The organism is Bacillus sp. AFS029533 (assembly GCF_002585125.1).
Classification (GTDB): Bacteria; Bacillota; Bacilli; order Bacillales; family Bacillaceae_G; genus Gottfriedia; species Gottfriedia luciferensis_B.
Map to the genome: position 1 here is coordinate 23,207 of NZ_NUQC01000040.1, position 23,453 is coordinate 46,659.

The window sequence follows — 23,453 nt, forward strand, 5'->3', positions numbered from 1 at the left end:
GTATGTAGCTTTGAAAGGAGTAAAAATGGCTGTAAGTAAAACGAATGCAATGAGAATGTTAGATTCAAAAAAAGTTAACTATACAACCTTAAATTATGACTCGAATGATGGAAAGATTGATGGGGTTTCTGTAGCAAATAAAATAAATAAAGATCCTGAATTAGTTTATAAAACACTTGTATCAATCAGTCAATCTAAGGCGATTTATGTATTTGTCATTCCAGTCGAAAAGGAATTAGATTTAAAATTAGCAGCAAAAGCTGCTGGAGAAAAGAAAGTAGAATTATTACCAGTGAAAGACCTTTTAGCAAGTACAGGATATGTTCGAGGTGGCTGTTCACCAATTGGTATGAAAAAGCAATACCCTACTTTTATTGAAGAATCTGTTAATAATATAGAAGAGATTATTGTAAGCGGTGGAAAAATAGGTATACAACTTCAATTGAATGCAAAAGATTTAATACAATCAACTCGTAGCAAAATAGCAAAAATTTCAAAATAAACGAGTCTTATGAGGGATCCAAATGGTAGGGTATTTTATGTTTTATTTAGTAATCGTTAACATTGTTTCATTCGCAATTATGGGAATTGATAAGTCTCGGGCAAAAAGAAAAGCATGGAGAATTCCTGAACGCATATTATTTTTATTTGCAATTATCGGTGGTTCAATTGGTTCAATTTTAGGAATGTATTATTTTAGACATAAAACAAAGCATCCAAAATTTGTTTTTGGTTATTGGATCATCCTATTTATCCAATTCGTTATCTATTTTTTCTTTCTATAATTTAATGGGATAGTCTTACCTTAATTGTATAAAATATTTTTATGACAATTTAAGGAGGCGAAAGAAATGGGACGTGGAAATGGTGGAAGAAAAAATAACGCTAGTCAAAAACAACCAAACTACGAAGATAAATCAAATTTATCTGAATCAAAAAAAGCACAAAAGTAAAAAAGTTAGCCTGTGATCACTTGGTTGATACAGGCTTTCTTATTGGAAGTGGGGAATTTAAATGCAAAGTGAATGGTTTTCAAGAATTAAAGGAATCGGTATAGATGAGGTCTCAAATGAAAATATGACAATCTATTTTATAAAAGAAGAAGAGTTAAATGAGGCTAAAAAGGACTTAAGTAAAAAAATACAATGGCCAGAAAATTGGTTAATAATTGGCTTCGATGACGAAACAGATGATGTTATTTTCATCAACGAGGAATCAGGGGAAGTATGTACTGCCTATGAATTTGAACGGAAATGGGAAGTTGTTACACTGTATTCAAGTTTGAATGAATTCTTAGCTGCTTATGGATATTGAGCTTTAATAAAATGAGGGTGTTCCAAGATGAACCCCTTTTTTTTATGGGAAAACAGTGTACTGCAAATAAAATCTGAAAATCGCAAATAAAAATAGAGAAACCGCAATTAAAAATAGCAATACTATCTTGCAAATAGATGATGAAAAACTAAAAAAACAGCGGACTGCAAATAAATTCTGAATATCGCAAATAAAAATAGCAAAACTGCAATTAAAAATAGAGAACCGCAAATAAAATAAATAATTACCTGTACCAGTAAGGGTATTATAGCCTTAAAATTGAAATAAAGATGATACTTTGAAATTAGAAACTTGTAAATATGCTCTAATTCTTACTAAATTGTATAAAAATCTTTTAATAATCTTTGAAAAAGAGAGATTTAATTAACTATAAATGAAAAGTGCTGTTGAGATACCTCCGATTACTTTTATCAATTTAGATCAGTACTTAAATAATATTATTCTCGAGAACGTTTTATGATAATTTTCCAAAAGGCTCTGTAAAATCTAAACGTTCTATTATTGAACGTGTTCTTCTCCGTTTTCCACATATGATTCTAAAATAACTTTGTTTTTACTTTTGTAATAATAATACGTTTTATCATCATTTTTTAGTTTGATGCTAACCATCCAATTCTTATCTCCTTGTAAATTCGCAATAAATGGTTCACTGGAAATAATGTCATTCTTTGATATGTTCTTTTCCGTTGTTAGATACTTAGTTACACTTTTCTCAACATTTGACTTTTTATATTGAATATAACTAAATCCAATTCCAATGAAAATTATAAAAATTAATACAAACTTTCCTATTTTCTTCATATAAAACCTCCTAAGTGTCACAATAAAAGAGGCGCCCCCGTGTCAGTTAAACTCACTTTTGAGACAGCCTCTTTAATTACATTGATAAATTTTGAGTTTCACTCACTAACTCTGCTTTAGATTTTTTCTCTTTATTCAATAATCTAGCAAGAATTAAAAGCGAAACCGTTCCGAAAATTAAAACCATATATTGTAGACCAATTGTATCTAAAAATAGCCCTGTACTTAAAAGGACGATCTGAAATGTTACCCTGTCATACATACTTCTAAATGAGAAAAGTCGACCATGATATGATTTGTCAATTGAAGTTTGGAAAACAGTTGAACAAACAGGAAAGAAGCAACCAACTGAAAATCCGAAAATTGCAAATGAGATAAGAGTCATCCAATGGTGATCTGCAAAGAAAAGTGATAGCTGAGCAAAAGCTACTAAAAAAGTTGAAAAGTATAATAATTGCTTATTCGTATATTTTTTTGTTAATCGTTTAATGACAAATGCTCCAATCATAAATGAGATACCTTCACTTGTATAGATAAGGCCTTTAACTGAAGGATCATGTTGAATATCACTTATTTCGATTACCATTAAATTAAATCCACCAAGGAAAAGTACTGGCACTAGGTTTAAGATAAATAAATTTAAGATTGTTGGACTTTTTCTTATGAGTGCAAATATTTCAGCAAATCCTTTGTCTGTTTTAGAATTTTTTGTTTTTTCTACATTAATTGCTTTGATCGTAGGTTCTTCAATTCGTAAAAAGAACGTCATTAAAAATAAAAATGCATATGCTAGCATACTCATTCCATATACATTCGTGAGACTAGTTGATACAACTAAAATACCACCAATTGAAGTTCCGGCAATTCTGGATATTGTAGAAATATTCATATGAATCCCATTTAAAGTTAATAACTGTTCGTTTTTCACAATCATTGGTATAACAGCTTGAAGCGCTGGGAAGTAAAATGCGGCAGAAATTTGCAGCATAACTAAAAATAAGACCATGAAAATAATACTTTCGTATTGTATTGCAAAAAACATCAGAATTACACTTAAAGTTCGACCTAAACCACTAATTAATAAAATCCTTTTCTTTGAATATTGATCAATTAACCGTCCAGCCAACGGACCAACAAAAACTCCAGCTAATAAGCCGAAAAAAAGAATTAACGATTTAAAGAAATCTGATGGTACATGTTTTTGCATAAATTCTAAATTTCCGATAATTCCGAACCAAAGACCTATACCGGCTCCAAATTCACCGAACAACACGATCCAAACGTTTCGGTTTTTCCACATAAAAATTTCTCCCCATTTACCCAAAATATAATTCGACAAAAACTATTATCTCATCAATAGTAAAAAAAGACTATGTAAAATCGAAATAAAAAATGAAAAAGTGCAATATCGGATATGATTAATTGGGTTGTTGAAGTGGTGTTTGTTTTACTAAATGGGAGAATAATTGAAGATAGATAGAATACTGAAATTCCATAGCGGCATAAAAGTAAAAAGGTAGAAATTGTGATGAATTTCTATGGCAGGATAGTTCAATAAGATGATTGAAATTATGATCTTAGTCGAGGATAATATAACATTTGTCATCGCCTATAAAAGGATTTGAAATGAAAAAGGAACTTCAAGGGAAGTTCCTTTTATGCTTTACTGAAACTCTTTAATGTTCTTATTCCTTACCACGACATCGACAAACGTAAAGTCGGATTTCTTTATCTGTTTACTCTCTTTTAAAGTTGTTTGCTCAGTCTTTGGAGTAACAACTCTTTCTTCAGCACCTTGCAACATTCTTTTCATTACATTGCAAGCTAATAAAGTAAGTATAAATGCGATACTTGGACCAAAAACAATCCATTGATCAAGCATTAGCTCTTGGTATGAGACACCAATTAAGGAAGACCATTCATTCGTATTAGGTAGTGTGACACTGTTGACAGAATCGAGATAGATTGTTGTGCTACCACCCACAAACACTCGAACTACACCTAAGTGAACAAGTAGTAGTAAGACACTAATCATTTGTTGAACGATCATGAGTAAAATTCTAGAACGTAGAAATGGCATTACGTGTTTTTGAATAATACGAAATTTCGTTGCACCCATCGCTCTGGATGCTGTAATAAAATCTTCTTTGTTAAAATGACTCACTTCATTGCCAATCACTTGAATGAGAGATGGTAATGCAACAACTGTTAGCCAAATAATGATTGAAGCAATATAGGAAAACCCTTTTGTTGCATTATTAAATAGATTCACATCAAAGAACAACATGACAAGAAGAATTGCTGGGATAAAACGGAATGCTCGTTCAAAAGTTGTAAAAAAAGATCTCATCTTTTTCAAATAGATCCCGTAAAAAATCCCGAAACAAACACCTAACCCAACTCGTAAGAAACTGACAAACAAACCAATTAATATGGTGTACTTTGCACCATCAATGACTGACCAAAATAGATTATGACCGAAACGATCGACACCAAATGGGTAATCTAAGCTTGGTGGAAATGGAAGCCCCTTTATCATTTTCCCGTTTCCATCATATAAAAGTTTTGGTGGAGCTTTAATGTGATCCTTTAAAAAGTACGTATAAAGAAAACTGAAGGTTACTAAACCAATTAGAAAAAACAATGAAGCTAGGAAAGGGTATCTCGTCCAACCTTTTTTCATTCAGATTGCTCCTTTCCTGTTAATTTAATCGCGACTACATTAAAAATAGTTTCAATGATAAAAAATGGAAAAAATAAAGTTAGCAAGCAGACGTAAAATACGTCAGGTGTTTTCAATGTTGTATAAAGTAAGTGAAAAAAACCATGTATGTTAAATAAATATTCCACGATTAATAAATTCGATACAAGCAACCAAAACAAAAAGTGGGAATGAGAAAATAGCGTTACAACTACATTTCGTAGGATATGTTTGAAAAGTATCCATCCATTTGACAATCCTTTTGCTTTTGCAAATTCGACATATGTTTTTTTACTTTCTTCTTCGATTGCTAAAAATGTCATTTGAAATAACATGATTCCTGGTAAAATGGATACGACAAGTATTGGTAATACATAGACTTTCTTCAAACCAGCGACAGGATCGACTATGAGTATATTCGTTTTTTTATATAACCAAATGATGAATAATTGAACTGCGAAAATGAATATCACATCTGGAATACTTTGTAAGAGGAATAGCCCCTCTTTAACGACTCTTTGCATTTTGGGTGTTAAAAGATAGGTTACATACGAAAACAAGATTCCTAGTGTGAATGTGCAAATAAAAGAAGATGATAAAATAATAAACGAATAAGTAAACGGTTCTACTAAGTAGCTCCATAATGGTGTTTGCTTTGAAAAGATTCCTATCTGTATTGTCATTTCGTTTAAATGAAGAAAGCTGTGACCAAACGTTTTAATTTGTTCTAAAACAGAATGGAATAGGTCAGCTTTTGAAGTATGTAAGCTAGCTGAAAATGCTACAATGATTCCAATCAAAATGATCGTAAATAGAAGTTGGTAGAATTTTTTCCAGAGATAAAAGCGTATGCTCATTTGATCTTAATCTCACTCCTTTTTTTCAAAATTCTTTCCAGTAATAAGCTAGTGTAATGAGTAAAGAAACGATTGTAAAAGTAAAAGATACCAGTAATGAAAATGATTTTTGAGTTACTGTAAAAGGACTAGCATTCTCACCCGTTCTTTTCATACCCGTCTGTGTTTGAGTACTTAAATTAATGCTATTGGATGCATATCCGCTGCCACTACTCGTGAAAAATCGGATAATGATCGTTATTACCAATCCTACAAAAAACGCATAGTCAATCATTTTACCATGCATAAAATCTGAAACAATCCATGTAAGGCCAAACAGAAATCCTAGTGTAATGATTGCAAAAATAAGCTTTTTCAACTTCATCATCCTTTCTAGATTAAAATCTGATTACCTATATTTTAAACCAATCTGGAAATTATTGTAAGAAAAATTAGAATTTAGTGACAAAACAACAGTTTACTATAGCAAAAATAAGTCGATTTAGAATAATACACATCGTTATATGCTAACGTTCTTATACATAAGGATTATTTAATTTAGGTCTTAAAATCTTAAATAGGGCTTTACTTTTTTGATCAAAATAATTTCTATTAAATATTCAAAATACCCCAAGTTACAAAAGTCAATCAAAGCTGTATAATTAGCCTATTATTAAACTAATTAGTAGATAAACTATCAGGAGGATTAATGGTGTGATCAACTGGATAAATCGATTAGGACTGATAATAACAGGGGGGCTTCTATTCGTACAAGTAATGATCACAAATGAAAAAAATAAAGAAAACTTATCGAATGCTGCAGATATAACTGTATACTCAAATGAGTTTTAAGGCTGTATCGGGTTTATTATTACATTTATTTTTGGAGGGTTTATAAAATTTTTGCCTATTTGGTTAGTAAAATCAATATGGTTTTCATTAGGAATAGGATTTATATTTCTGGGATTACTTTCAAATTTAGAATTTATTTCAAATTATTAAACTATTAAACTTGGTTGAATAATCAAGTTGGAAATATACATATCACCTTAAGGTGTTCCGATGAATTCTTTGTATTTTTCATTGATATTACTATTTTTATTGATTTAACATACTTAGTTGAATGAAGAGGGGAAAAATATGAAAAAAGAAGCATTTCGAATTAACGGTTACATCGTGTTGGCATTCATAATAGGATTATTAATACTTGGTGGATTTATTTCTTTAGCTAGTGGTCATGCATTTTTCATGATCGCTTCATTTCTATTCGTCTGTTTGATTTCGTCTGGATTTGTCATAAATCAACCTAACGTAGCAGTTGCTATGGTATTTATGGGGAAATATTTAGGGACAATCTATGAAGATGGCTTCTATTGCACAATTCCATTTACAAGTAAATCCAAAGTGAACTTAAAAGCTGTTAATTTCAATAGCGATGTATTGAAAGTAAATGACATCGACGGGAATCCCATCGAGATTGCTGCAGTTGTAGTATACAGTGTAGTTGATGTTGAAAGAGCATTGTTTGATGTTGCAGATTATCAAAAATTTGTCATGATTCAAAGTGAAACAGCAATTCGTCATATTGCAACGAAATATGCTTACGACACGACAAATAAAGAAGAATTTTCTTTAAGAGGGAATGCAGAAGAGATTGCAGAAGAATTACAAATTGAGTTACAGGAAAGACTTCAAAAAAGCGGAGTTAAAGTTCAAGAAGCTAGATTAAGCCATCTTGCTTACGCTCCTGAGATAGCAAGTAGTATGTTACAAAGACAACAAGCAAAAGCAGTTGTTCAAGCTAAAAGAGAAATTGTAGAAGGTGCTGTTGGTATGGTAGAAGATGCTTTGAAAATGCTTGAAGAAAAAGGATTATTGACTGCAACAGACAGTCAAAAAGCCGATATGGTTACTAGTCTTCTTGTAACAATAATTTCCGAAAAAGGTGCACAACCTGTTTTAAGTACAATGAAAAAATAGAAACTAAACAAAATAGATTCTATTTTTATAATCAGATACTTTTGAACAAAACTCTATCTAACTTCTATAAATAAACCCCAAGATAAAAAAAGAGGGATAATTTTATGAATTATAATGATTTCAATAATGAAGAATTATGGTATGGCGGATACTATGAACTGTCAATTGAATATAATCCCTATGGAGATAATAAAAAATTGAATAAAGCTCTTGTAGCATTGTATAAATGCGATAATTTCAATGGTATGTGGAAAGAAAGAAAGGATTTCCAAAATTATTATGAAACTATTTCGCTCCCTATAAATCTTGAAGATGCAAGTGTAGATCAATTTTATGGAACAGTTACTGACTCAAAGAGCAATATTTTTCCTTGTTTGATTAGTATTATAAGAATTGAAGGGGAGTCTGATTGGATCGATATAAGTATACCTCTAGTTATATTCGAAGAGATTTTTAATTGTAACTACCCACTAATAAAGGAATCTAATCTTTGGTTAAATGATATAGATAAGATGTTTACAACAATTACAGAATTAATATATAGTCATTCACCCTTTGACTTAGCAATGATTGGTGAAGAAGTTTCAGGACGTACAAATCAAAAAGAAATAACTTTAGTGGATATAAACAAAATTACTTGTATACTACCTAATCAACTTCAAAGTAAATTAGGGCTTTATAATCAAGGAGTTAAATTAACAAACGATCTTAGAAAATTTGACTAATTTCTCAGATATACATTCTCTTTTGAAAAACTAACATTGCTTTTGTACAAAAATAGGCTACTTTAGTAGTCTTTTTTATTTTACAAAATGTAAGTATATTAAAATTAGAAAATAGAGCTATCATACATTAAATGAAATTACTAGATAGCTTAAATAAAAGGAGATCATAATGAGCCTATGGAGTCAATTAATAAAGGGATCTAGTTTTTGGATCCGTTTTGAATTAGGTCTTATTCAATTAGAAGGTAAGCAATACTTTGAGGAAATGAATCGAAGAGCAATTACTATTCTAAATTCCATGATAGATAAGGATGATGAATTACTACTAATTCTTAATATTAATAGACTACGCAATTCCAAACGAATTGTTATCCCTAACATAAAGCGTTTGATGAGGTGTAAAAAGCAAATATATGGATTGAAATGCGAAACTTTACCATTTGAATTTGATGAAGAAGATGTAGAAATGGAAACAAAACAGTATAGTTTAAGAGTTAAAAAAGATGATATTCGCATAGCCTATCTTATCCAATTAATAGGTAATAAAGATTTCGCAAAAAAACCAATGATTAATGGTTCTTGTTATCTATTAAATTTGACAAAAGAGACGTTGTTTCATATGTATGACGATAGAGGATGCGATGTATATGGTATAGAAAAAAGTAGCTTAATACCTATTTATAAAAATTTCAAATCTTGGATTTTAGATTATAATAGGATCCAAATTGACCGAATGTTTGGAAATGGGTTGTTTAATATTTATGAAACACCTGATGAAAGTGAGAAAAGACTAAATCTAAACAGAAAAAAAATCAGGGAATCTGAAATAAATTTATTTGAAGATAATACTTGTTATATAACTCATAAATTAATGATTCCTATAAACCGTTCACAAGAGTGTATTGAGGAGATCAAACAAACAGGTTTTGAAGTTATGGTAGATACTACGGAGAATGAATTCATTAAAATTAATATCACGAAAAAGGAAGCTTTAGGATTAATAAATTACCAAACTGAACTTATGTCACTTTATTCGAAAAAATATCAGGGAATGTATAACAGTTGGTCAGCTAGTAGAGCTTAAATGAATACGTTCGTTACGTAGGGATTATAAATTATTCTTATATGGAGAATGGACTAATGGTGCAAAACATTAACAATAAAGTTTTAAATGAGATATTTTTTGTAGATGGTAGTCTTAGGGATATGTATGTGTTTAATGTAGGTTTAGATGAATGGCAGAAATTATATGAATTAATCCATCGTTCTCACTGGAATATTACTTTATATATAGATGGACAGATATCTGAATATGAAAATACAACTGTTTATATGTTATTTAAAGAAAAAGAGAATCACAGTATTATGATGACTATCAAAATTAATGGTATTTTGTTTAATTGCTATTTCTTTTCACTTACTGAAATTGAGTTTGATTTAGATCCAAAAGAAATTAAAAATGAGACTGATTTAAAGGTAGTTTTCGAATTTATGAAAAAAATATCAAGGGTACTTGGAAAAGAATGTGTTCTCACTTTAGAAAGCGATTCTGATAATCCTTTAGTAATAGTTCACTCGGATGGAGCGGTAAATTATTGATTCAAGGTTGGTTAACGCATGTGAAAATTGTGCAAATTCAGGAGTCGATAATGATCGACTCCTTTTTAAGTATTTGGCAGCCTAGTTTAATATGGATTGTTATTATAGAATGATGTAATTGGTATCATAGTGAAGGAATCTTTATATTGATTAATAAAATTAGGGGTGATTAAGTGGAACTAACAAATGAGAGAAAATTAAAATCCGAACTTCAACTAAAGAAATTAGGAATCCCGATTAACGAGAATTTACCTTTAACAGAACTAGATAGTGATGTAAATGTAAGAACTAAAGAGGAAATCATAGATAGAATAATTGCACTCACGATAGTTTCTGCAAAAGGAATGGGTGCATCAAATGGTGAAATTGATGAATTTATCGAGGTGTTTAAAGCATTCGATTTATTTACAGATGAGGAGAAAATTTTTATTGAAAAGAAAAGCCCAAAACAAAGAGAATTTATTCAATATTCATGGAAAATCGAATGTATTTGGGTTCTTTTGTGGTCGATTAATATAATTCAAGAACTGGGTATCCCAACAAACACATGTGATGTAGATTTAGTTTATGAGACAGTATTGAGTTCTACTAAGGAGGATTTAATAAAAAAAACTTCACTTAGAGGTACTAATGAAATTCTTGATAGCTTGGATTTCACATATAGAAGTCATTGGGCAGTTAGAGACGCTCAATTAAATGGATCACAAATCCCATCAAACTTTAATGAAGGTGTCATTTATGAAAGACATTATACATTTAATTGGCTTGTGAATTACATGGAAGAAGAATGGGATGCTGTTTCTACAGATACATAAAATTTAAATTCCTTATTCAACTAAAGCATTGAGTTAGTTCTATAACAGAAAGGACTGCAATTCATTTTTGCAGTCCTTTTAATATGAAAAAATTATACTTTTGGAACATATTGATCGCTATGACGAAGTCCACGATCGTCCTGCCTTCCTTTCGGGACCAAGTCGAGAAACTGGTATGTATTATTCATCATGTCAATGCCACGAGCGTAAGTGGAGTAAGTATGAAATATATTTCCTTCATCATCTTTATAAAAAACACTCACTCCTTCTCTGTCAGAACTCATTGGATCTTGCATAGTATAGTTATAATATGCTAATTTATTCTCTACTTCGTCTTCTAAAAAAGATGCTTGAAAATCATAATTAAAATCCGTGTGCCCTGATGAATACCATGGAAATGTCCAACCCATACGTTTTTTAAATTTCTCCAACTTTTCTAATGGTCCACGGGAAATACAAACAAAGCTGACATCTCGGTGATTTAAGTGTGGAATCATTCCGCTGTAGTGGTCAGCCCAAAAAGAACAATGTTTGCACCCTTGATCCCAAGTTGGACTGAACATGAAATGGTAGACAATCAACTGACTTTTTCCATTAAATAGGTCTGCTAATGATACCGTACCGTTCGGACCGTCAAATATATATGACTTGCTAACAACTTCCCACGGCAAATCTCGTCTCTGCTGTGTAAGTTCATCTCTTAACTTGGTGAAATCTTTTTCTTTCTGTAAAAGTTCTTTCCTCGATTCAAGCCATTCCTTTCTTGGCAGAACTTTGTGATCCATAACAACACCTCGTCATATCGTTTTCTCATATATTCTCTACATTATCGCATCTCGTATTCATTTGAGATACAGATTATGATTCAATCGACGAAGCAGAGGAGAGTGCTAAGTTAACCCGCAATGTGAAAAATGAGGATTGGAAAACAATTAAATCTTATAGAACTACAGTATACGATAGTTAAACATCACAAGTTGCATAATTGCGGCTTTTTTAATTTGAACAATTTATCAATTTAGTTAAATATGAAAAAAGGACATCCCAATCTCTATATTGAATAAAGAGTTATAGTATAGAGCAGTGGTTAAATTAAAAATAGTAATGTCTTAATATCTAAAAGGCGGTGTAAAAACATGAACAACAGTCCTATTTTGAAAGAATACTCTAATGAATACCAAGCTGAAGTAGTAGATTTAATTCTTGCTATTCAGCAGCAAGAATATAATATTAAAATCACCAAAGATGACCAGCCTGATTTGTTTACAATTGAAGAATTTTACCAAAACGGAAACGGCAACTTTTGGGTGGCTCTTTATGGGGATAAAGTAGTTGGTACAATTAGTCTTTTAGACATAGGGAATCAAGAAGTTGCGTTAAGAAAGATGTTTGTAGACAAAGAATACAGAGGTGCAAAATATAAAACTGCAAGTCTTTTATTAAATAATGCTATTAAATGGGCGAAAGAAAAGTCAATAAAAGCAATTTATCTTGGAACAACTCCCCAATTTTTAGCAGCTCATAGATTTTATGAGAAAAATGGTTTTAAAAGTGTAGAAGTGACAGATTTACCTGAAAAATTTCCAGTAATGAAGGTCGATAAAATATTCTATAAGTATTCGGTTGAATAGATCGAAATGAATACATAACAAGAAAAGAACAACTGTGGACTTGAGCAGTCCGCCGTTGTTCTTTTTAGAATGATTGTCTAATTTAACAATCTTTTTTTTTTGAAAATAGTTTTTTAAAGAATTAACAATTTACCTGACTAAGAAGAATACTTTTTAGAATATTTTCAGCTTCGTGTAATTGGATTGAAGTTTCAAATGTGACTTGTGCTTGCCCGGCACCGCCGCCTCCTTTTCCATCAACTCGTTTTAGTAAATTTTTAATTAATTCTCCACAATGTATATCATTTTTCAGTTGATTAATAAGCAATAATTTTTGCTCTTTTACACTTGAAAAAACAAGTAATGAAGGTTTTTTTGATTGGATTGATTTTGCAAGTAACTGTAAGTCTTTTACTGATTCTTCTTCAAATGTTTTAATAATGATATCATTCGTAGCTTTTGATAGTAACTCATTTGAGATTGAGTTATAGATCGTTTCTTTCATTTTGTCGATTTCTTTTTGTGCTTCTTTTAATTCATTCATCGTCGTTTCGACTTTATCCTTAACTTGGTCAGTATGTGTATTAAATAATTGATTAATATTTGATAAAGTTTTACTAGTCTTTTGAACTTCTTCTAGTGCTCTATAGCCACATTTAAAATGAAGTCTAGTAGTTTGTCTTACTTTTTCAGTTTTAATTAATTTAATTAATCCGATTTCACCCGTTTGTTTTACATGAGTACCACAACATGCGGATAAATCTGTATGTAAAATCTCAACAATTCGTATGTTGTCTTCAACTTTTGGTAATTTGCGTAGTTGAAGTGCATTTAGTTCTTCTTTATTTACGAAATATGTATTAATTTCAATATTTGCAAGTATCTTTTCATATACAGCTCTTTCAATTTGATTTAATTGTTCAGCAGAAAGAGAAGGTGTATCTAAATCAATCGTAACTGTCTCTTTTCCTAAATGAAAACTTACAGTAGGTACATCAAATAGTTCAATAATTGTTGCTGAAAGTAAATGTTGGCCACTATGATGCTGCATATGATCAATTCTTCGATCCCAATTTATTTCACATGTTGCTTCTATTGTATCCGGTCTTGCATTTAGGACATGGATGACTTCTTCATTTTCTTCTATTAAATCAACAATTTCAATTCCATTAATTGTACCGAAATCAGATGGCTGCCCACCACCTTCAGGATAAAATGCAGAATCCTCAAGTTTGATATGAAACAAAGAATCAACTTCTTTAATTTCTGTAATTTTAGTAAACCATTTTTTTAATGAAGGGTGTTCAAAATATAATTTATTTGCCATGATCATACCTCTAATCTTTTAATTTCCTAAATTTGTTGTTTAATTTAAATTATATAGAAGTGAAATAAAAACTTAAAATAATCTATTTTAATTTTAGCATAATTGACAATTTGACAAATAGATTTTAGTATTTAGTTAATTAACTAAATACTAAATCTTAGAGGTGTAAAATGTGAACGAATTATTTAAAGCATTATCGGATCCAACTCGAAGAAAAATTTTAGATTTATTAAAAGAGAAGGATTTAACTGCGGGAGAAATCTCAGAACAATTTGATATGTCAAAACCTAGTATTTCGCAGCATCTTAAAATATTAAAGTCAGCTCAGTTAATTCAAGATGAGAAGAAGGGGCAATTTATTATTTATTCTTTAAATATGACAGTTTTCCAAGAAATTATTAGTTGGGCATATAGTTTTAAAGAAAATAATTGAGAGGTGACCTATTTTGAAAAAGCACATCATTGCAATTTTACTATTTATTTGTTCACTAGTATTATGGATTATTAACTTTCATAATTTACCAAGTCAACTACCAGTTCACTGGGATTTTTCAGGTCAAATTAATAATTACGATTCAAAAATGCAAACATTTATCGAGCTCCATGCGATCATGCTTTTCGTTTATTTATTACCAATTGTAACTCCAAAGATCGATCCAAGAAAAGAAAATTATAAGTTATTCCAAAGAAGCTTGTACTTTATGGCAACAGGGATTTTATTTATTTTCTTTTTAATTAATATGAGTGTTTTATTCTACGGATTAGGTTATAACGTTCATATCGGCTCAATGAGTTTTCTCTTTATTGGCCTTTTGTTTATGTTTCTTGGAAATTATATGCCTCATGTTCGTTCGAATTATTTTATTGGCGTCCGTACACCATGGACATTAAGTAATGAAAATGTTTGGAAAAAAACACATCGTGTGAGCGGTAGATTATTTATGATCGTTGGTTTATGTTTCTTATTGCTTTATTTTATACCAGTGAGTAATAAAGGAATTATTGTCATTCCATTGATTATATTTTTAGTTGGGTTCACAACTATATACTCATATATTGCCTTTAAAAAGGAAATGAAAAACTAAATTAAGCTATTTTTTTACAAAATTTGGTGTTTGTTTATGAATTTCTTTTAGAAAAAATTTAATTTCCTTTTAAAATATGGTATTGTAAAGAGTAGAGCAAAAGAGTTGGAGGAATATAATTAAAATGATTACAGTTTCTAATGTTAGTTTGCGTTTTGCGGACAGAAAATTATTTGATGATGTTAATATAAAGTTTACACCAGGTAACTGTTACGGTTTAATTGGTGCTAATGGTGCGGGTAAATCTACTTTTATTAAAATTTTATCTGGTGAGATCGAGCCGTCAACAGGTGATGTTATTGTAACGCCAGGTGAGCGTCTTGCAGTATTAAAACAAAACCAGTTTGAATATGAAGAGTTTGAAGTTCTTCAAACAGTAATTATGGGTCATACTCGTCTTTATGAAGTAATGAAAGAAAAAGATGCAATCTACAGTAAAGAAGATTTCACTGAAGAAGATGGCATGAAAGCTGCAGAACTTGAAGGTGAATTTGCAGAGTTAAATGGTTGGGAAGCAGAATCAGAAGCTGCGATTTTATTAAAAGGTCTTGGCATTACAGAAGACTTACATTATAAAAAAATGGCTGAATTACAAGCTGGTGAGAAGGTAAAAATTTTACTTGCTCAAGCATTATTTGGTCAACCAGATATTCTTTTACTAGATGAGCCAACGAATAACTTAGATCTTAAAGCTGTTCAATGGTTAGAAAACTTCTTAATTAACTTTGAAAACACAGTTATCGTTGTATCACATGACCGTCACTTCTTAAATCAAGTATGTACGCATATGGCTGATTTAGATTTTGGTAAGATTCAACTTTATGTTGGTAACTATGATTTCTGGTATGAATCAAGTCAATTAGCTCAAAGATTAATGTCTGATGCTAATAAGAAAAAAGAAGAGAAAATTAAAGAACTACAAGGATTTATTGCTCGATTTAGCTCAAATGCTTCAAAAGCAAAACAAGCTACTTCACGTAAAAAACTTTTAGATAAAATTACACTTGATGATATTAGACCATCTTCTCGTCGTTATCCATTCGTTGGATTTACGCCAGAGAGAGAAGTTGGAAATGATTTATTAACTGTAGATGGAATTTCAAAAACAATCGATGGTGAAAAAGTATTAGATAACGTACGTTTTACTGTAAACAAAGGTGATAAAATTGCGTTTGTTGGTAAAAATGACGTTGCAATTTCAACTTTATTTAAAATTTTAATGGGTGAAATGGAGCCAGATACTGGTTCATTTAAATGGGGTGTAACAACTTCTCAAGCATTTTTCCCTAAAGATAACTCTGAGTTCTTTGAAAAAAGTGATATGAACTTAATCGAATGGTTACGTCAGTTCTCTCCACAAGATGAGTCTGAAAGCTTCCTACGTGGTTTCTTAGGACGTATGCTATTCTCTGGAGAGGAAGTAATGAAAAAAGCTTCTGTTCTTTCTGGGGGAGAAAAAGTTCGTTGTATGCTTTCAAAAATGATGTTAAGTGGAGCAAACGTATTAGTATTAGATGATCCTACTAACCACTTAGACTTAGAGTCAATTACGGCATTAAATAATGGTCTAATTGCTTTCAAAGGTACTGCATTATTTACATCTCATGACCATCAGTTCATTCAAACAATTGCAAACCGTATCATTGAAGTGACACCAAACGGTTTAGTTGACAAAGAATGTACTTATGATGAGTTCTTAGAGAACAAAGATTTACAAAAGCAAGTAGAAGAGTTATATAATAAGTAATTCCAACTACACAAGCCTTTCACATTAAAAGCAGAAAGGCGTGAAACCACTAATCAATTGATTAGTGGTTTTTCTTACTTTCATCTTGTTTTCATATTTGTTAAACTATAAAAAAGGGAGGAGAAATAATGTCTGAGTTAAATGAAAATAAGTTTTTTAAAAAGTATTTAAAGAAAGCTTCTTCCTATTTAGGAAATAAAGAAAAATCTACGAATTTATTGAAAAAAGCAGCTAAGCTGGCACCAGATAAAAAAGGTGCATTAGGTGAAGCTTGGGAAAAAGTAAATTTATTTATAGATTTATTTAAATCATATATTAATGGCAGTTATAGAGATATCTCCACAAAATCAATTTTGACAGTGATCGGGGCATTAATTTATTTTGTCAGCCCAATTGACGCAATACCAGATTTTATCGTCGGCTTAGGCTTTTTAGATGATGCAACGATTTTAGCGTATACATTTAAACAAATAAACAAAGATATTGAAAAGTATAAAATTTGGAAAGAAAATAATAACGAAAAAGATGATTCATTAAATTTAGTGGAAATTGAAGAGTCAGAAAAAGATCATGAGCTAAAAGAATAAAATTTATAAATCAAAATTAAAATAAGGTTGCCCATTATTTATTAATGAGCAACCTTTTCTTATACAGATTAATAATGTACATGACTTTCATCTTTTGACCAAACAATGAAAGGGTTTTCAATATCTTTGACTTTAATCATAATTTGTTCACTTGGGATGGTTCGATCTTCATATGGCAATGAAAGTTCATTATAAATATGTGCATCATCAAATCCAATTTTTGCTGCATCATCTTTTGTGAAAAAATAATATATTTTTGAAATTCTAGACCAATAGACGGCACTTAGACACATTGGGCATGGTTCACAACTAGTATATAAGACAGCATCCTTTAATAAATATGTACCTAAATTTTGACATGCGTTTCGAATTGCTTGGACCTCTGCATGTGCAGTTGGATCATTTAAAGTTGTGACACCATTTACGCCTGCACCAATTACTTTTCCATCTTGGACAATAACTGCTCCAAATGGCCCACCATTCTTATTTAATAAGTTTTCGTAAGCAAGTCTTACACTTAATTTAATCCAATCAGAGTGATTCAAACTAACACCACCTTTATAGTAATAAGGGCGAAATGTATTTACATTTATCTAATCTCATAAATTAATATAAATAAGTAGTCAATCAAATTAGTTAAACGATTTAAAATTCTTTAAATCAGCCAATAAAATTTAAAAGGGTATCTTACTTATTTGTACACTCTATAACGATATTTAAGAACATATTTCGTTTTTTTTTTAACAATAATAAAAGATTAATATTATTCAAACAAAAATATTTACTATAAAATTAAATGCTTAACGAGATAGGGAATCTTATAAATATTCAAAATGTCGAATGATTTATTAAGAAATTTAAAGGAGTTAGCTGATAGGTATTAGAATATGTAAACGGTTACAACTTTTTTTGAAGGATGTGTTTCGAATGAGGAATTTCGGAAATTCTATTCAATTGCAAGTTTATAGTGCTGGGAAAAAAAGTGAGATTCCTGTTAGATTTGAAGATTTAGAAAAGCTAGCACATGATCAATTAGAGGAAGGGCCTTTTTATTATATAGCAGGGGGCGCTGGTAGTGAGCGCTCGATGAATGAAAATCGATTAGCTTTTGATAAGTGGAAAATTGTACCGCGAATGTTACGAAATGTGGCTGAGCGTGATATTAGTATAAATTTATTTGGCAAAACATATCATTCACCAATTTTATTTGCTCCAATCGGTGTGCAGTCAATTGCACATCCAGAAGGTGAACTTGAAGCTGCAAGAGCAGCAGCTGAATTGAATATTCCATACATTACTAGTACTGCATCAACTTACTCTTTAGAAAAGGTTTCAACTGTTTTAGGAAATTCTCCTAAATGGTATCAGTTATATTGTAGTAGTGATATGGAAATTGCAGCGAGTATGATTAAACGAGCTGAAGCAAATGGTTACGAAGCGATTGTTATTACACTTGATACCTCGATTATGGGCTGGAGAGAAAAAGATATTGAAAATGCATATTTGCCGTTTTTACAGGGGCAAGGAATTGGTAACTATTTAGAGGATCCCGTATTTCGCTCAAGATTGAATAAATCACCCGAAGAGGATCCACAGTCAGCAATTCTATTATGGACAAGACTCTTTGGCAATCCTGCATTAACATGGGAAGATTTAGCATTTTTGCGAAATCAAACTAAATTACCTATTTTATTAAAGGGAATTTTACATAAGGACGATGCGATGCTTGCACTTGAATATGGCATGGATGGTATTATCGTTTCGAATCATGGTGGAAGACAAGTTGATGGAACAATTAGTACTCTAGATGCATTAGAGAGTATTTGTAGTGAATTAAAAGGTAAATTACCAATTTTAATGGATAGTGGCATTAGAAGAGGATCAGATGTATATAAAGCTTTAGCAATCGGTGCTGATGCAGTATTAATTGGACGACCGTATATGTATGGCCTAGCACTTGCTGGTAAAAATGGAGTAGTTCAAGTCATGAAAAATATGTTAGCTGATTTTGATTTAACGATGGCTTTATCCGGACAAAAAAGTATCAGTGAATTAAAGCCATCATTGCTAGTGAAAGAAAACCTTAGTAAGCATTTTTAAAAATTAAAAAGAGCAATCTCAATAAGTGCTTAGACTAATGAGTCGCTCTTTATATTTTAAAAAGAATTATGCTGCGTTTTTTACTTCGGTATATTCTTTGACGATAAACTTCTCCAAAATACACCCAATTACAAAACCGATTAAACCAGGTATTACCCAACCGAATCCGTTACTTTGCATTGGAACAATCGATAATAATTCATTTAGTCCGTTATGTAAAAATGATGAATTGATTATCTCGATTAAGCTATAAATTCCAACGAACAAAATTGTTAATAAATAAACAGGTCTACCTTTAAATGGTAATTGATCGTGTAAAAGCGCTAGAACAATTAGTGCAATTGCCATTGGATATAAAAGACCTAATATTGGAACGGATACTTTTAATATTTGTGTAAGTCCTAAATTTGCTACGAAACCACTTATAAAACATAATAAGATTGCCCATTGCTTATAAGATAATTTAGGGAAAATACTATTAAAATATTGAGAACATGATGTGATTAAACCAATACAAACACTTAAGCATGCAAGTGTAAAAATAAGTCCTAAAACAATTGTTCCACCATTGCCAAATAGTTGATTCATGACTGTCGTTAAAACGATTGCTCCATTGTCAATTTGTCCAGTAATCGTTGCTGAAGCACCTAAGTAGCCAATTATAAAATAAGTCATCGATAATAATAATGCACAAATTAAACCGAAAATAATTAAATACTTAATTTGTAACTTTTTATTTGTAACATTTAATCTTTGAAAAATATTGATAAAAACAATCCCGTAGATTAATGCGCAAATGCCATCCATTGTTTGATAGCCATCTAAAATTCCTTGTGAGACAGGGTTAGATTTGTATGTTAAGGATGCATCCTTAAAACTAGATAAGTCTGTAAACATTGCTTTAATAAAAACAATTAAAATTAAGATTAGTAAAGCTGGAGTTAAAATTTTACCGAATCTGTCAACTAATTTTGAAGGTGATTTAGCAAACCAATAAACGATACTAAAAAACACAATCGTATAAATTAAGAGTCCTATCGGAGAAATAGACAAACTTTCGGACAAAAATGGTTTAACACCCATTTCATATGCCAGACTACTAGCTCGAGGAATGGCAAGTCCAGGTCCGATCGACAAGTAGATTGCCATTGGGAAGAGAAGTGCAAATATGGGATGTACCCTTTTTACAAGCGTATCAAAATTACCGGATTTTGCTATTGCAATAAATGCTAAAATTGCAATGCCTGCATCCGAAATAATAAATCCAATAATTGCTTCCCATACATTCTCTCCGGCTGCTTGTCCTATGTATGCTGGGAAAATTAAATTACCAGCACCAAATAACATAGAAAATAACATAAATCCAATAAACAGTATTTCTTTTTTTGTTAAAGTATTCAAATAATTCACCTCAAAAACATAGTTGCTATTTAAAAATGATTTTCTCATTTTATCAAAGAATAACTCTATTTACTACAAAAACCTTTAAAATTCTTATAATTTTCATAAAGTAAGAAAAAAGTTTCTTTTGTCCTAATTTTCATCAGTTAAAGCATAAGAAAACTTGTCCTCTAAATATATATACTTATAGGCAATTTATAAGGGAGGACTAGAATGATTCAATTTCAAGATATCTCTTTTAGGTTTTCAAATGGTAAATGTGCAGTTCAGGATTTATCTTTTTCAATTGAGACAGGTGAATGTTTTGTTTTAATTGGCCCAAGTGGCTGTGGAAAAACAACAACAATTAAATTAATAAATAGATTAATTAAACCAACTGACGGAGAAATTTTTTATAATGATAAAAATATTAAAGAATATGATGAACATAAGCTGAGGAGAGAGTTTGGATATGTACTTCAACAAATTGCACTATTTCCGCATTTGAATGTTGAAGAAAATATTTCAATTGTACCAGAATTAAAAAAATGGAACAAAGCTCAAATAAAAGAGCGCACTCATGAATTATTAGAATTAGTAAAATTAAATCCTTTGGAATTTAGTAAAAGATCAGTTTCAGAATTATCTGGGGGTCAACAACAGCGGGTAGGTGTAGCGAGGGCTTTAGCAGGGGATCCAAATCTATTATTAATGGACGAACCGTTTAGTGCATTGGATCCGATTACTAGATTACAATTACAAAAGGACCTGAAGCAATTAAAAACTAAGATTAATAAAACGATCCTTTTTGTTACTCATGATTTAGACGAGGCATTTTATTTAGGAAACCGAATCGGGATCATGCACGATGGAGAACTAGTTCAAGTTGGTACGAAGGATGAAATTCTAAATAATCCAGTCAATCCTTTTGTTGAACAATTTATAGACAATTATCGTAGTAAAGTTGTTGTAAAGGAGGGAATATAAGATGATTCTCATTTCATTTACAACAGCTCTTGCAAATAGAAAAGAGCAATTATTAACGGCTTTGTTAGAGCATATACAAATTTCAGTTTTTGCACTAATTATTGCAATAATAATAGCTGTCCCGATTGGAATTTACTTAACGAGGAAGAAAGTTCTCTCAGAATTTGTAATTGGAACGACAGCAGTTATTCAAACTATACCTTCATTGGCGCTGTTAGGGATTTTAATACCATTAGTTGGTATTGGAAAGATTCCAGCGGTAATTGCGCTAAGTGTTTATGCATTATTGCCGATCTTGCGAAATACATATACTGGAATTAAGGAGATTGATCCAATCCTATTAGAGGCAGCAACTGGGTTAGGAATGAATGGTAGACAAAGACTATTTAAGGTTGAATTACCATTAGCACTACCAGTTATGATGGCGGGAATCCGCACTGCGATGGTCATCATTGTTGGAACTGCAACAATCGCCGCTTTAATAGGAGCTGGTGGTTTAGGTAGTTTAATATTATTAGGCATCGACCGAAACGATATGAATTTAATCATTATAGGGGCAATACCATCAGCACTTTTAGCAATTATATTTGATTTTATTTTAAGATTAATAGAGAAGAGGAGTTTTAAGAGTTTTTCATTAAGAATAATTACTGCTTCTTTTATTTTATTAGCATTATTATTTTCTCCATTAACAATTAAATCTTGGAATAAAACGGACCTAGTCATCGCTGGAAAATTAGGTGCTGAGCCAGAAATAATAATGAATATGTATAAATTAATGATTGAGGATGAAACAAATCTAAACGTTGAAGTTAAGCCCAATTTTGGTAAAACAACATTTGTGTTTAATGCATTAAAAAAAGGTGATATTGATATTTATCCAGAATATACAGGTACGGTCATATCTACTTTTTTGAAACAAAAGGCTATTAGTAATGATGCAAATGCAGTATATGAACAAGCTGCTGAAGGTTTAGCAAAAAAGTATAATTTGAGCTATTTGGAACCTATGAAATTTAATGACACTTATGCATTAGCTGTTCCAGATCACATTTCCAAACAATTTGGAATCGAAACAATTTCAGATGCAACCAAAGTAGCAAATCAATTAAAAGCAGGTTTCACTTTAGAATTTTCAGATCGTGAAGACGGATATTTAGGATTACAAAAATTATATGGAATAAAGTTCCAAAATTTAAAAACGATGGAACCTAAATTGAGATATGACGCAATTCAATCGGGCGATCTCTCAATAATCGATGCTTATTCAACCGATAGTGAGCTCCAAAGTTATCACATGAAAGTGTTAGTCGATGATAAAAATTTATTCCCACCATATCAATGCGCACCACTTCTGAGGAAAGAAACACTTAAAAAATATCCAGAAGTCAAAAATATATTAAATAAATTAAAAAATAAAATAACGGATGATGAAATGCGAGAAATGAATTACAAAGTAAATGTTGGTGGAAAATCAGCCGAAAGTGTTGCTAGAGAGTTTTTGAAAGAAGAGGGTTTGCTAAAATAAACGTATTGGACTGTCTTATTGGTCAGGGAACTGATCAAAGCGGTCCTTTTTTTATTGTAATACACATGAACTTAAAGCGCTTATCTATCAAAATAAGATTTTTAAGCAGATTTGTAGCGACTTTTTATTCGATAAAGATAGAATTAGCGGGAAATTGCTAGTTTTCTTTTAAAGAGTATGAATTTATGAACAGTTTTTGGGGTGAAATACCTTAACTGGTATGGGTAATTTTGTATTTTAATTGCACTTTCTCAAGATTTAATTGCAGATTTGATAATTTTAATTGCGGTTTGTATCTACGTCAATAAAA

General features: G+C 30.9%; 26 protein-coding genes. 17 read left to right on the top strand and 9 right to left on the bottom strand.

All coding sequences use genetic code 11. The annotated features are described in order from the left end of the window. Nucleotides 1-25: 25 nt before the first annotated feature. From ybaK to COE53_RS19455, 3 genes are all read left to right on the top strand, one after another. Complete coding sequence (ybaK, locus tag COE53_RS19445) at nt 26-502, top strand: Cys-tRNA(Pro) deacylase (RefSeq protein WP_069032464.1); 477 nt, start codon at nt 26-28, stop codon at nt 500-502. Nucleotides 503-524: 22 nt separating this feature from the next. Further along, nucleotides 525-785, top strand: coding sequence for a DUF1294 domain-containing protein (locus COE53_RS19450; protein ID WP_069032465.1), 261 nt, complete (start codon nt 525-527; stop codon nt 783-785). Between the two features lie 229 nt (nt 786-1,014). Then, nucleotides 1,015-1,314 carry an SMI1/KNR4 family protein gene (locus COE53_RS19455; RefSeq protein WP_069032466.1) on the top strand — a complete coding sequence of 100 codons (300 nt, stop codon included), beginning with the start codon at nt 1,015-1,017 and terminating at the stop codon, nt 1,312-1,314. Between the two features lie 519 nt (nt 1,315-1,833). On the opposite strand, the gene COE53_RS19460 is transcribed toward COE53_RS19455, so the two are convergent. The 5 genes from COE53_RS19460 to COE53_RS19480 form a co-directional block, all read right to left on the bottom strand. Then, entirely contained in the window at nt 1,834-2,136 is a 303-nt protein-coding gene (locus COE53_RS19460) for a hypothetical protein (RefSeq protein WP_069032467.1), read from the bottom strand. Nucleotides 2,137-2,212: 76 nt separating this feature from the next. After that, nucleotides 2,213-3,436, bottom strand: a complete 1,224-nt coding sequence (locus COE53_RS19465) for an MFS transporter (RefSeq protein ID WP_069032468.1) — start codon at nt 3,434-3,436, stop codon at nt 2,213-2,215. 363 nt (nt 3,437-3,799) lie between these two features. Continuing rightward, nucleotides 3,800-4,819 carry an ABC transporter permease subunit gene (locus COE53_RS19470; RefSeq protein ID WP_069032469.1) on the bottom strand — a complete coding sequence of 340 codons (1,020 nt, stop codon included), beginning with the start codon at nt 4,817-4,819 and terminating at the stop codon, nt 3,800-3,802. Then, nucleotides 4,816-5,694: an ABC transporter permease subunit gene (locus COE53_RS19475; protein ID WP_069032470.1), complete on the bottom strand. Its 879-nt coding sequence runs from the start codon at nt 5,692-5,694 to the stop codon at nt 4,816-4,818. Before COE53_RS19475 ends, COE53_RS19470 begins: the two co-directional genes overlap by 4 nt. 25 nt (nt 5,695-5,719) lie before the next feature. Beyond that, nucleotides 5,720-6,052, bottom strand: coding sequence for a hypothetical protein (locus tag COE53_RS19480; RefSeq protein WP_098948567.1), 333 nt, complete (start codon nt 6,050-6,052; stop codon nt 5,720-5,722). A 335-nt stretch (nt 6,053-6,387) separates the two neighbouring features. Here COE53_RS19480 and COE53_RS24125 point away from each other — a divergent pair, with 335 nt between their 5' ends. The 6 genes from COE53_RS24125 to COE53_RS19505 all read left to right on the top strand — a co-directional run bounded on the left by COE53_RS24125 (nt 6,388) and on the right by COE53_RS19505 (nt 10,792). Further along, nucleotides 6,388-6,525, top strand: a complete 138-nt coding sequence (locus COE53_RS24125; RefSeq protein ID WP_175403443.1) for a hypothetical protein — start codon at nt 6,388-6,390, stop codon at nt 6,523-6,525. Between the two features lie 288 nt (nt 6,526-6,813). Continuing rightward, a complete protein-coding gene (locus COE53_RS19485; RefSeq protein ID WP_098948568.1) occupies nt 6,814-7,653 on the top strand; it encodes an SPFH domain-containing protein in 840 nt (279 codons plus the stop codon). Between the two features lie 104 nt (nt 7,654-7,757). Next, on the top strand, nt 7,758-8,378 hold the full coding sequence (locus COE53_RS19490; RefSeq protein WP_069032472.1) for a hypothetical protein: 621 nt from the start codon (nt 7,758-7,760) through the stop codon (nt 8,376-8,378). Nucleotides 8,379-8,547: 169 nt separating this feature from the next. Next, nucleotides 8,548-9,462 carry a DUF3885 domain-containing protein gene (locus COE53_RS19495; RefSeq protein ID WP_069032473.1) on the top strand — a complete coding sequence of 305 codons (915 nt, stop codon included), beginning with the start codon at nt 8,548-8,550 and terminating at the stop codon, nt 9,460-9,462. Nucleotides 9,463-9,518: 56 nt separating this feature from the next. Next, complete coding sequence (locus COE53_RS19500) at nt 9,519-9,977, top strand: hypothetical protein (RefSeq protein WP_069032474.1); 459 nt, start codon at nt 9,519-9,521, stop codon at nt 9,975-9,977. Between the two features lie 173 nt (nt 9,978-10,150). Further along, nucleotides 10,151-10,792 carry a DUF4272 domain-containing protein gene (locus COE53_RS19505; RefSeq protein WP_098948569.1) on the top strand — a complete coding sequence of 214 codons (642 nt, stop codon included), beginning with the start codon at nt 10,151-10,153 and terminating at the stop codon, nt 10,790-10,792. A 92-nt stretch (nt 10,793-10,884) separates the two neighbouring features. Here the strand turns inward: COE53_RS19505 and COE53_RS19510 are convergent, their stop codons facing one another. Continuing rightward, nucleotides 10,885-11,577, bottom strand: a complete 693-nt coding sequence (locus tag COE53_RS19510; protein WP_098948570.1) for a DUF899 domain-containing protein — start codon at nt 11,575-11,577, stop codon at nt 10,885-10,887. Between the two features lie 351 nt (nt 11,578-11,928). Here COE53_RS19510 and COE53_RS19515 point away from each other — a divergent pair, with 351 nt between their 5' ends. Then, nucleotides 11,929-12,423 carry a GNAT family N-acetyltransferase gene (locus tag COE53_RS19515; RefSeq protein ID WP_069032477.1) on the top strand — a complete coding sequence of 165 codons (495 nt, stop codon included), beginning with the start codon at nt 11,929-11,931 and terminating at the stop codon, nt 12,421-12,423. Nucleotides 12,424-12,544: 121 nt separating this feature from the next. Here COE53_RS19515 and COE53_RS19520 read toward each other — a convergent pair whose 3' ends face one another. Next, nucleotides 12,545-13,729: an alanyl-tRNA editing protein gene (locus tag COE53_RS19520; protein WP_069032478.1), complete on the bottom strand. Its 1,185-nt coding sequence runs from the start codon at nt 13,727-13,729 to the stop codon at nt 12,545-12,547. 172 nt (nt 13,730-13,901) lie between these two features. On the opposite strand from COE53_RS19520, the gene COE53_RS19525 reads away from it, so the two are divergent. The 4 genes from COE53_RS19525 to COE53_RS19540 all read left to right on the top strand — a co-directional run bounded on the left by COE53_RS19525 (nt 13,902) and on the right by COE53_RS19540 (nt 17,148). Further along, entirely contained in the window at nt 13,902-14,162 is a 261-nt protein-coding gene (locus COE53_RS19525) for an autorepressor SdpR family transcription factor (protein WP_069032479.1), read from the top strand. A 13-nt stretch (nt 14,163-14,175) separates the two neighbouring features. Continuing rightward, a complete protein-coding gene (locus COE53_RS19530) occupies nt 14,176-14,814 on the top strand; it encodes an SdpI family protein (protein ID WP_069032480.1) in 639 nt (212 codons plus the stop codon). Between the two features lie 124 nt (nt 14,815-14,938). After that, nucleotides 14,939-16,561, top strand: coding sequence for an ABC-F family ATP-binding cassette domain-containing protein (locus COE53_RS19535; protein ID WP_091021411.1), 1,623 nt, complete (start codon nt 14,939-14,941; stop codon nt 16,559-16,561). A 128-nt stretch (nt 16,562-16,689) separates the two neighbouring features. Then, nucleotides 16,690-17,148, top strand: coding sequence for a YkvA family protein (locus COE53_RS19540; protein WP_069032482.1), 459 nt, complete (start codon nt 16,690-16,692; stop codon nt 17,146-17,148). A gap of 68 nt (nt 17,149-17,216) precedes the next feature. Here COE53_RS19540 and COE53_RS19545 read toward each other — a convergent pair whose 3' ends face one another. Continuing rightward, nucleotides 17,217-17,693 (bottom strand): nucleoside deaminase, encoded by a 477-nt coding sequence (locus COE53_RS19545; RefSeq protein ID WP_069032483.1) that lies wholly within the window; start codon nt 17,691-17,693, stop codon nt 17,217-17,219. 382 nt (nt 17,694-18,075) lie between these two features. Between COE53_RS19545 and COE53_RS19550 the strand changes: the two genes are divergently transcribed. Then, entirely contained in the window at nt 18,076-19,248 is a 1,173-nt protein-coding gene (locus COE53_RS19550; protein WP_069032484.1) for an alpha-hydroxy-acid oxidizing protein, read from the top strand. A gap of 66 nt (nt 19,249-19,314) precedes the next feature. Here the strand turns inward: COE53_RS19550 and brnQ are convergent, their stop codons facing one another. Next, nucleotides 19,315-20,649 (bottom strand): branched-chain amino acid transport system II carrier protein, encoded by a 1,335-nt coding sequence (gene brnQ / locus COE53_RS19555; protein ID WP_069032485.1) that lies wholly within the window; start codon nt 20,647-20,649, stop codon nt 19,315-19,317. Between the two features lie 213 nt (nt 20,650-20,862). On the opposite strand from brnQ, the gene COE53_RS19560 reads away from it, so the two are divergent. Together COE53_RS19560 and COE53_RS19565 are read left to right on the top strand one after the other, a co-directional pair. After that, complete coding sequence (locus COE53_RS19560; RefSeq protein WP_069032486.1) at nt 20,863-21,615, top strand: ABC transporter ATP-binding protein; 753 nt, start codon at nt 20,863-20,865, stop codon at nt 21,613-21,615. A gap of 1 nt (nt 21,616) precedes the next feature. Next, nucleotides 21,617-23,143, top strand: coding sequence for an ABC transporter permease/substrate-binding protein (locus COE53_RS19565; protein ID WP_098948571.1), 1,527 nt, complete (start codon nt 21,617-21,619; stop codon nt 23,141-23,143). Nucleotides 23,144-23,453 lie beyond the last annotated feature (310 nt).

Excerpts from the sequence above, each read along its gene's own strand:
- ybaK (WP_069032464.1), top strand. The coding sequence starts at position 26 with ATGGCTGTAAGTAAAACGAATGCAATGAGAATGTTAGATTCAAAAAAA.
- COE53_RS19450 (WP_069032465.1), top strand. The coding sequence starts at position 525 with ATGGTAGGGTATTTTATGTTTTATTTAGTAATCGTTAACATTGTTTCA.
- COE53_RS19455 (WP_069032466.1), top strand. The coding sequence starts at position 1,015 with ATGCAAAGTGAATGGTTTTCAAGAATTAAAGGAATCGGTATAGATGAG.
- COE53_RS19460 (WP_069032467.1), bottom strand. The coding sequence starts at position 2,136 with ATGAAGAAAATAGGAAAGTTTGTATTAATTTTTATAATTTTCATTGGA.
- COE53_RS19465 (WP_069032468.1), bottom strand. The coding sequence starts at position 3,436 with ATGTGGAAAAACCGAAACGTTTGGATCGTGTTGTTCGGTGAATTTGGA.
- COE53_RS19470 (WP_069032469.1), bottom strand. The coding sequence starts at position 4,819 with ATGAAAAAAGGTTGGACGAGATACCCTTTCCTAGCTTCATTGTTTTTT.
- COE53_RS19475 (WP_069032470.1), bottom strand. The coding sequence starts at position 5,694 with ATGAGCATACGCTTTTATCTCTGGAAAAAATTCTACCAACTTCTATTT.
- COE53_RS19485 (WP_098948568.1), top strand. The coding sequence starts at position 6,814 with ATGAAAAAAGAAGCATTTCGAATTAACGGTTACATCGTGTTGGCATTC.
- COE53_RS19490 (WP_069032472.1), top strand. The coding sequence starts at position 7,758 with ATGAATTATAATGATTTCAATAATGAAGAATTATGGTATGGCGGATAC.
- COE53_RS19495 (WP_069032473.1), top strand. The coding sequence starts at position 8,548 with ATGAGCCTATGGAGTCAATTAATAAAGGGATCTAGTTTTTGGATCCGT.
- COE53_RS19500 (WP_069032474.1), top strand. The coding sequence starts at position 9,519 with ATGGTGCAAAACATTAACAATAAAGTTTTAAATGAGATATTTTTTGTA.
- COE53_RS19510 (WP_098948570.1), bottom strand. The coding sequence starts at position 11,577 with ATGGATCACAAAGTTCTGCCAAGAAAGGAATGGCTTGAATCGAGGAAA.
- COE53_RS19515 (WP_069032477.1), top strand. The coding sequence starts at position 11,929 with ATGAACAACAGTCCTATTTTGAAAGAATACTCTAATGAATACCAAGCT.
- COE53_RS19520 (WP_069032478.1), bottom strand. The coding sequence starts at position 13,729 with ATGGCAAATAAATTATATTTTGAACACCCTTCATTAAAAAAATGGTTT.
- COE53_RS19535 (WP_091021411.1), top strand. The coding sequence starts at position 14,939 with ATGATTACAGTTTCTAATGTTAGTTTGCGTTTTGCGGACAGAAAATTA.
- COE53_RS19540 (WP_069032482.1), top strand. The coding sequence starts at position 16,690 with ATGTCTGAGTTAAATGAAAATAAGTTTTTTAAAAAGTATTTAAAGAAA.
- COE53_RS19550 (WP_069032484.1), top strand. The coding sequence starts at position 18,076 with ATGAGGAATTTCGGAAATTCTATTCAATTGCAAGTTTATAGTGCTGGG.
- COE53_RS19560 (WP_069032486.1), top strand. The coding sequence starts at position 20,863 with ATGATTCAATTTCAAGATATCTCTTTTAGGTTTTCAAATGGTAAATGT.
- COE53_RS19565 (WP_098948571.1), top strand. The coding sequence starts at position 21,617 with ATGATTCTCATTTCATTTACAACAGCTCTTGCAAATAGAAAAGAGCAA.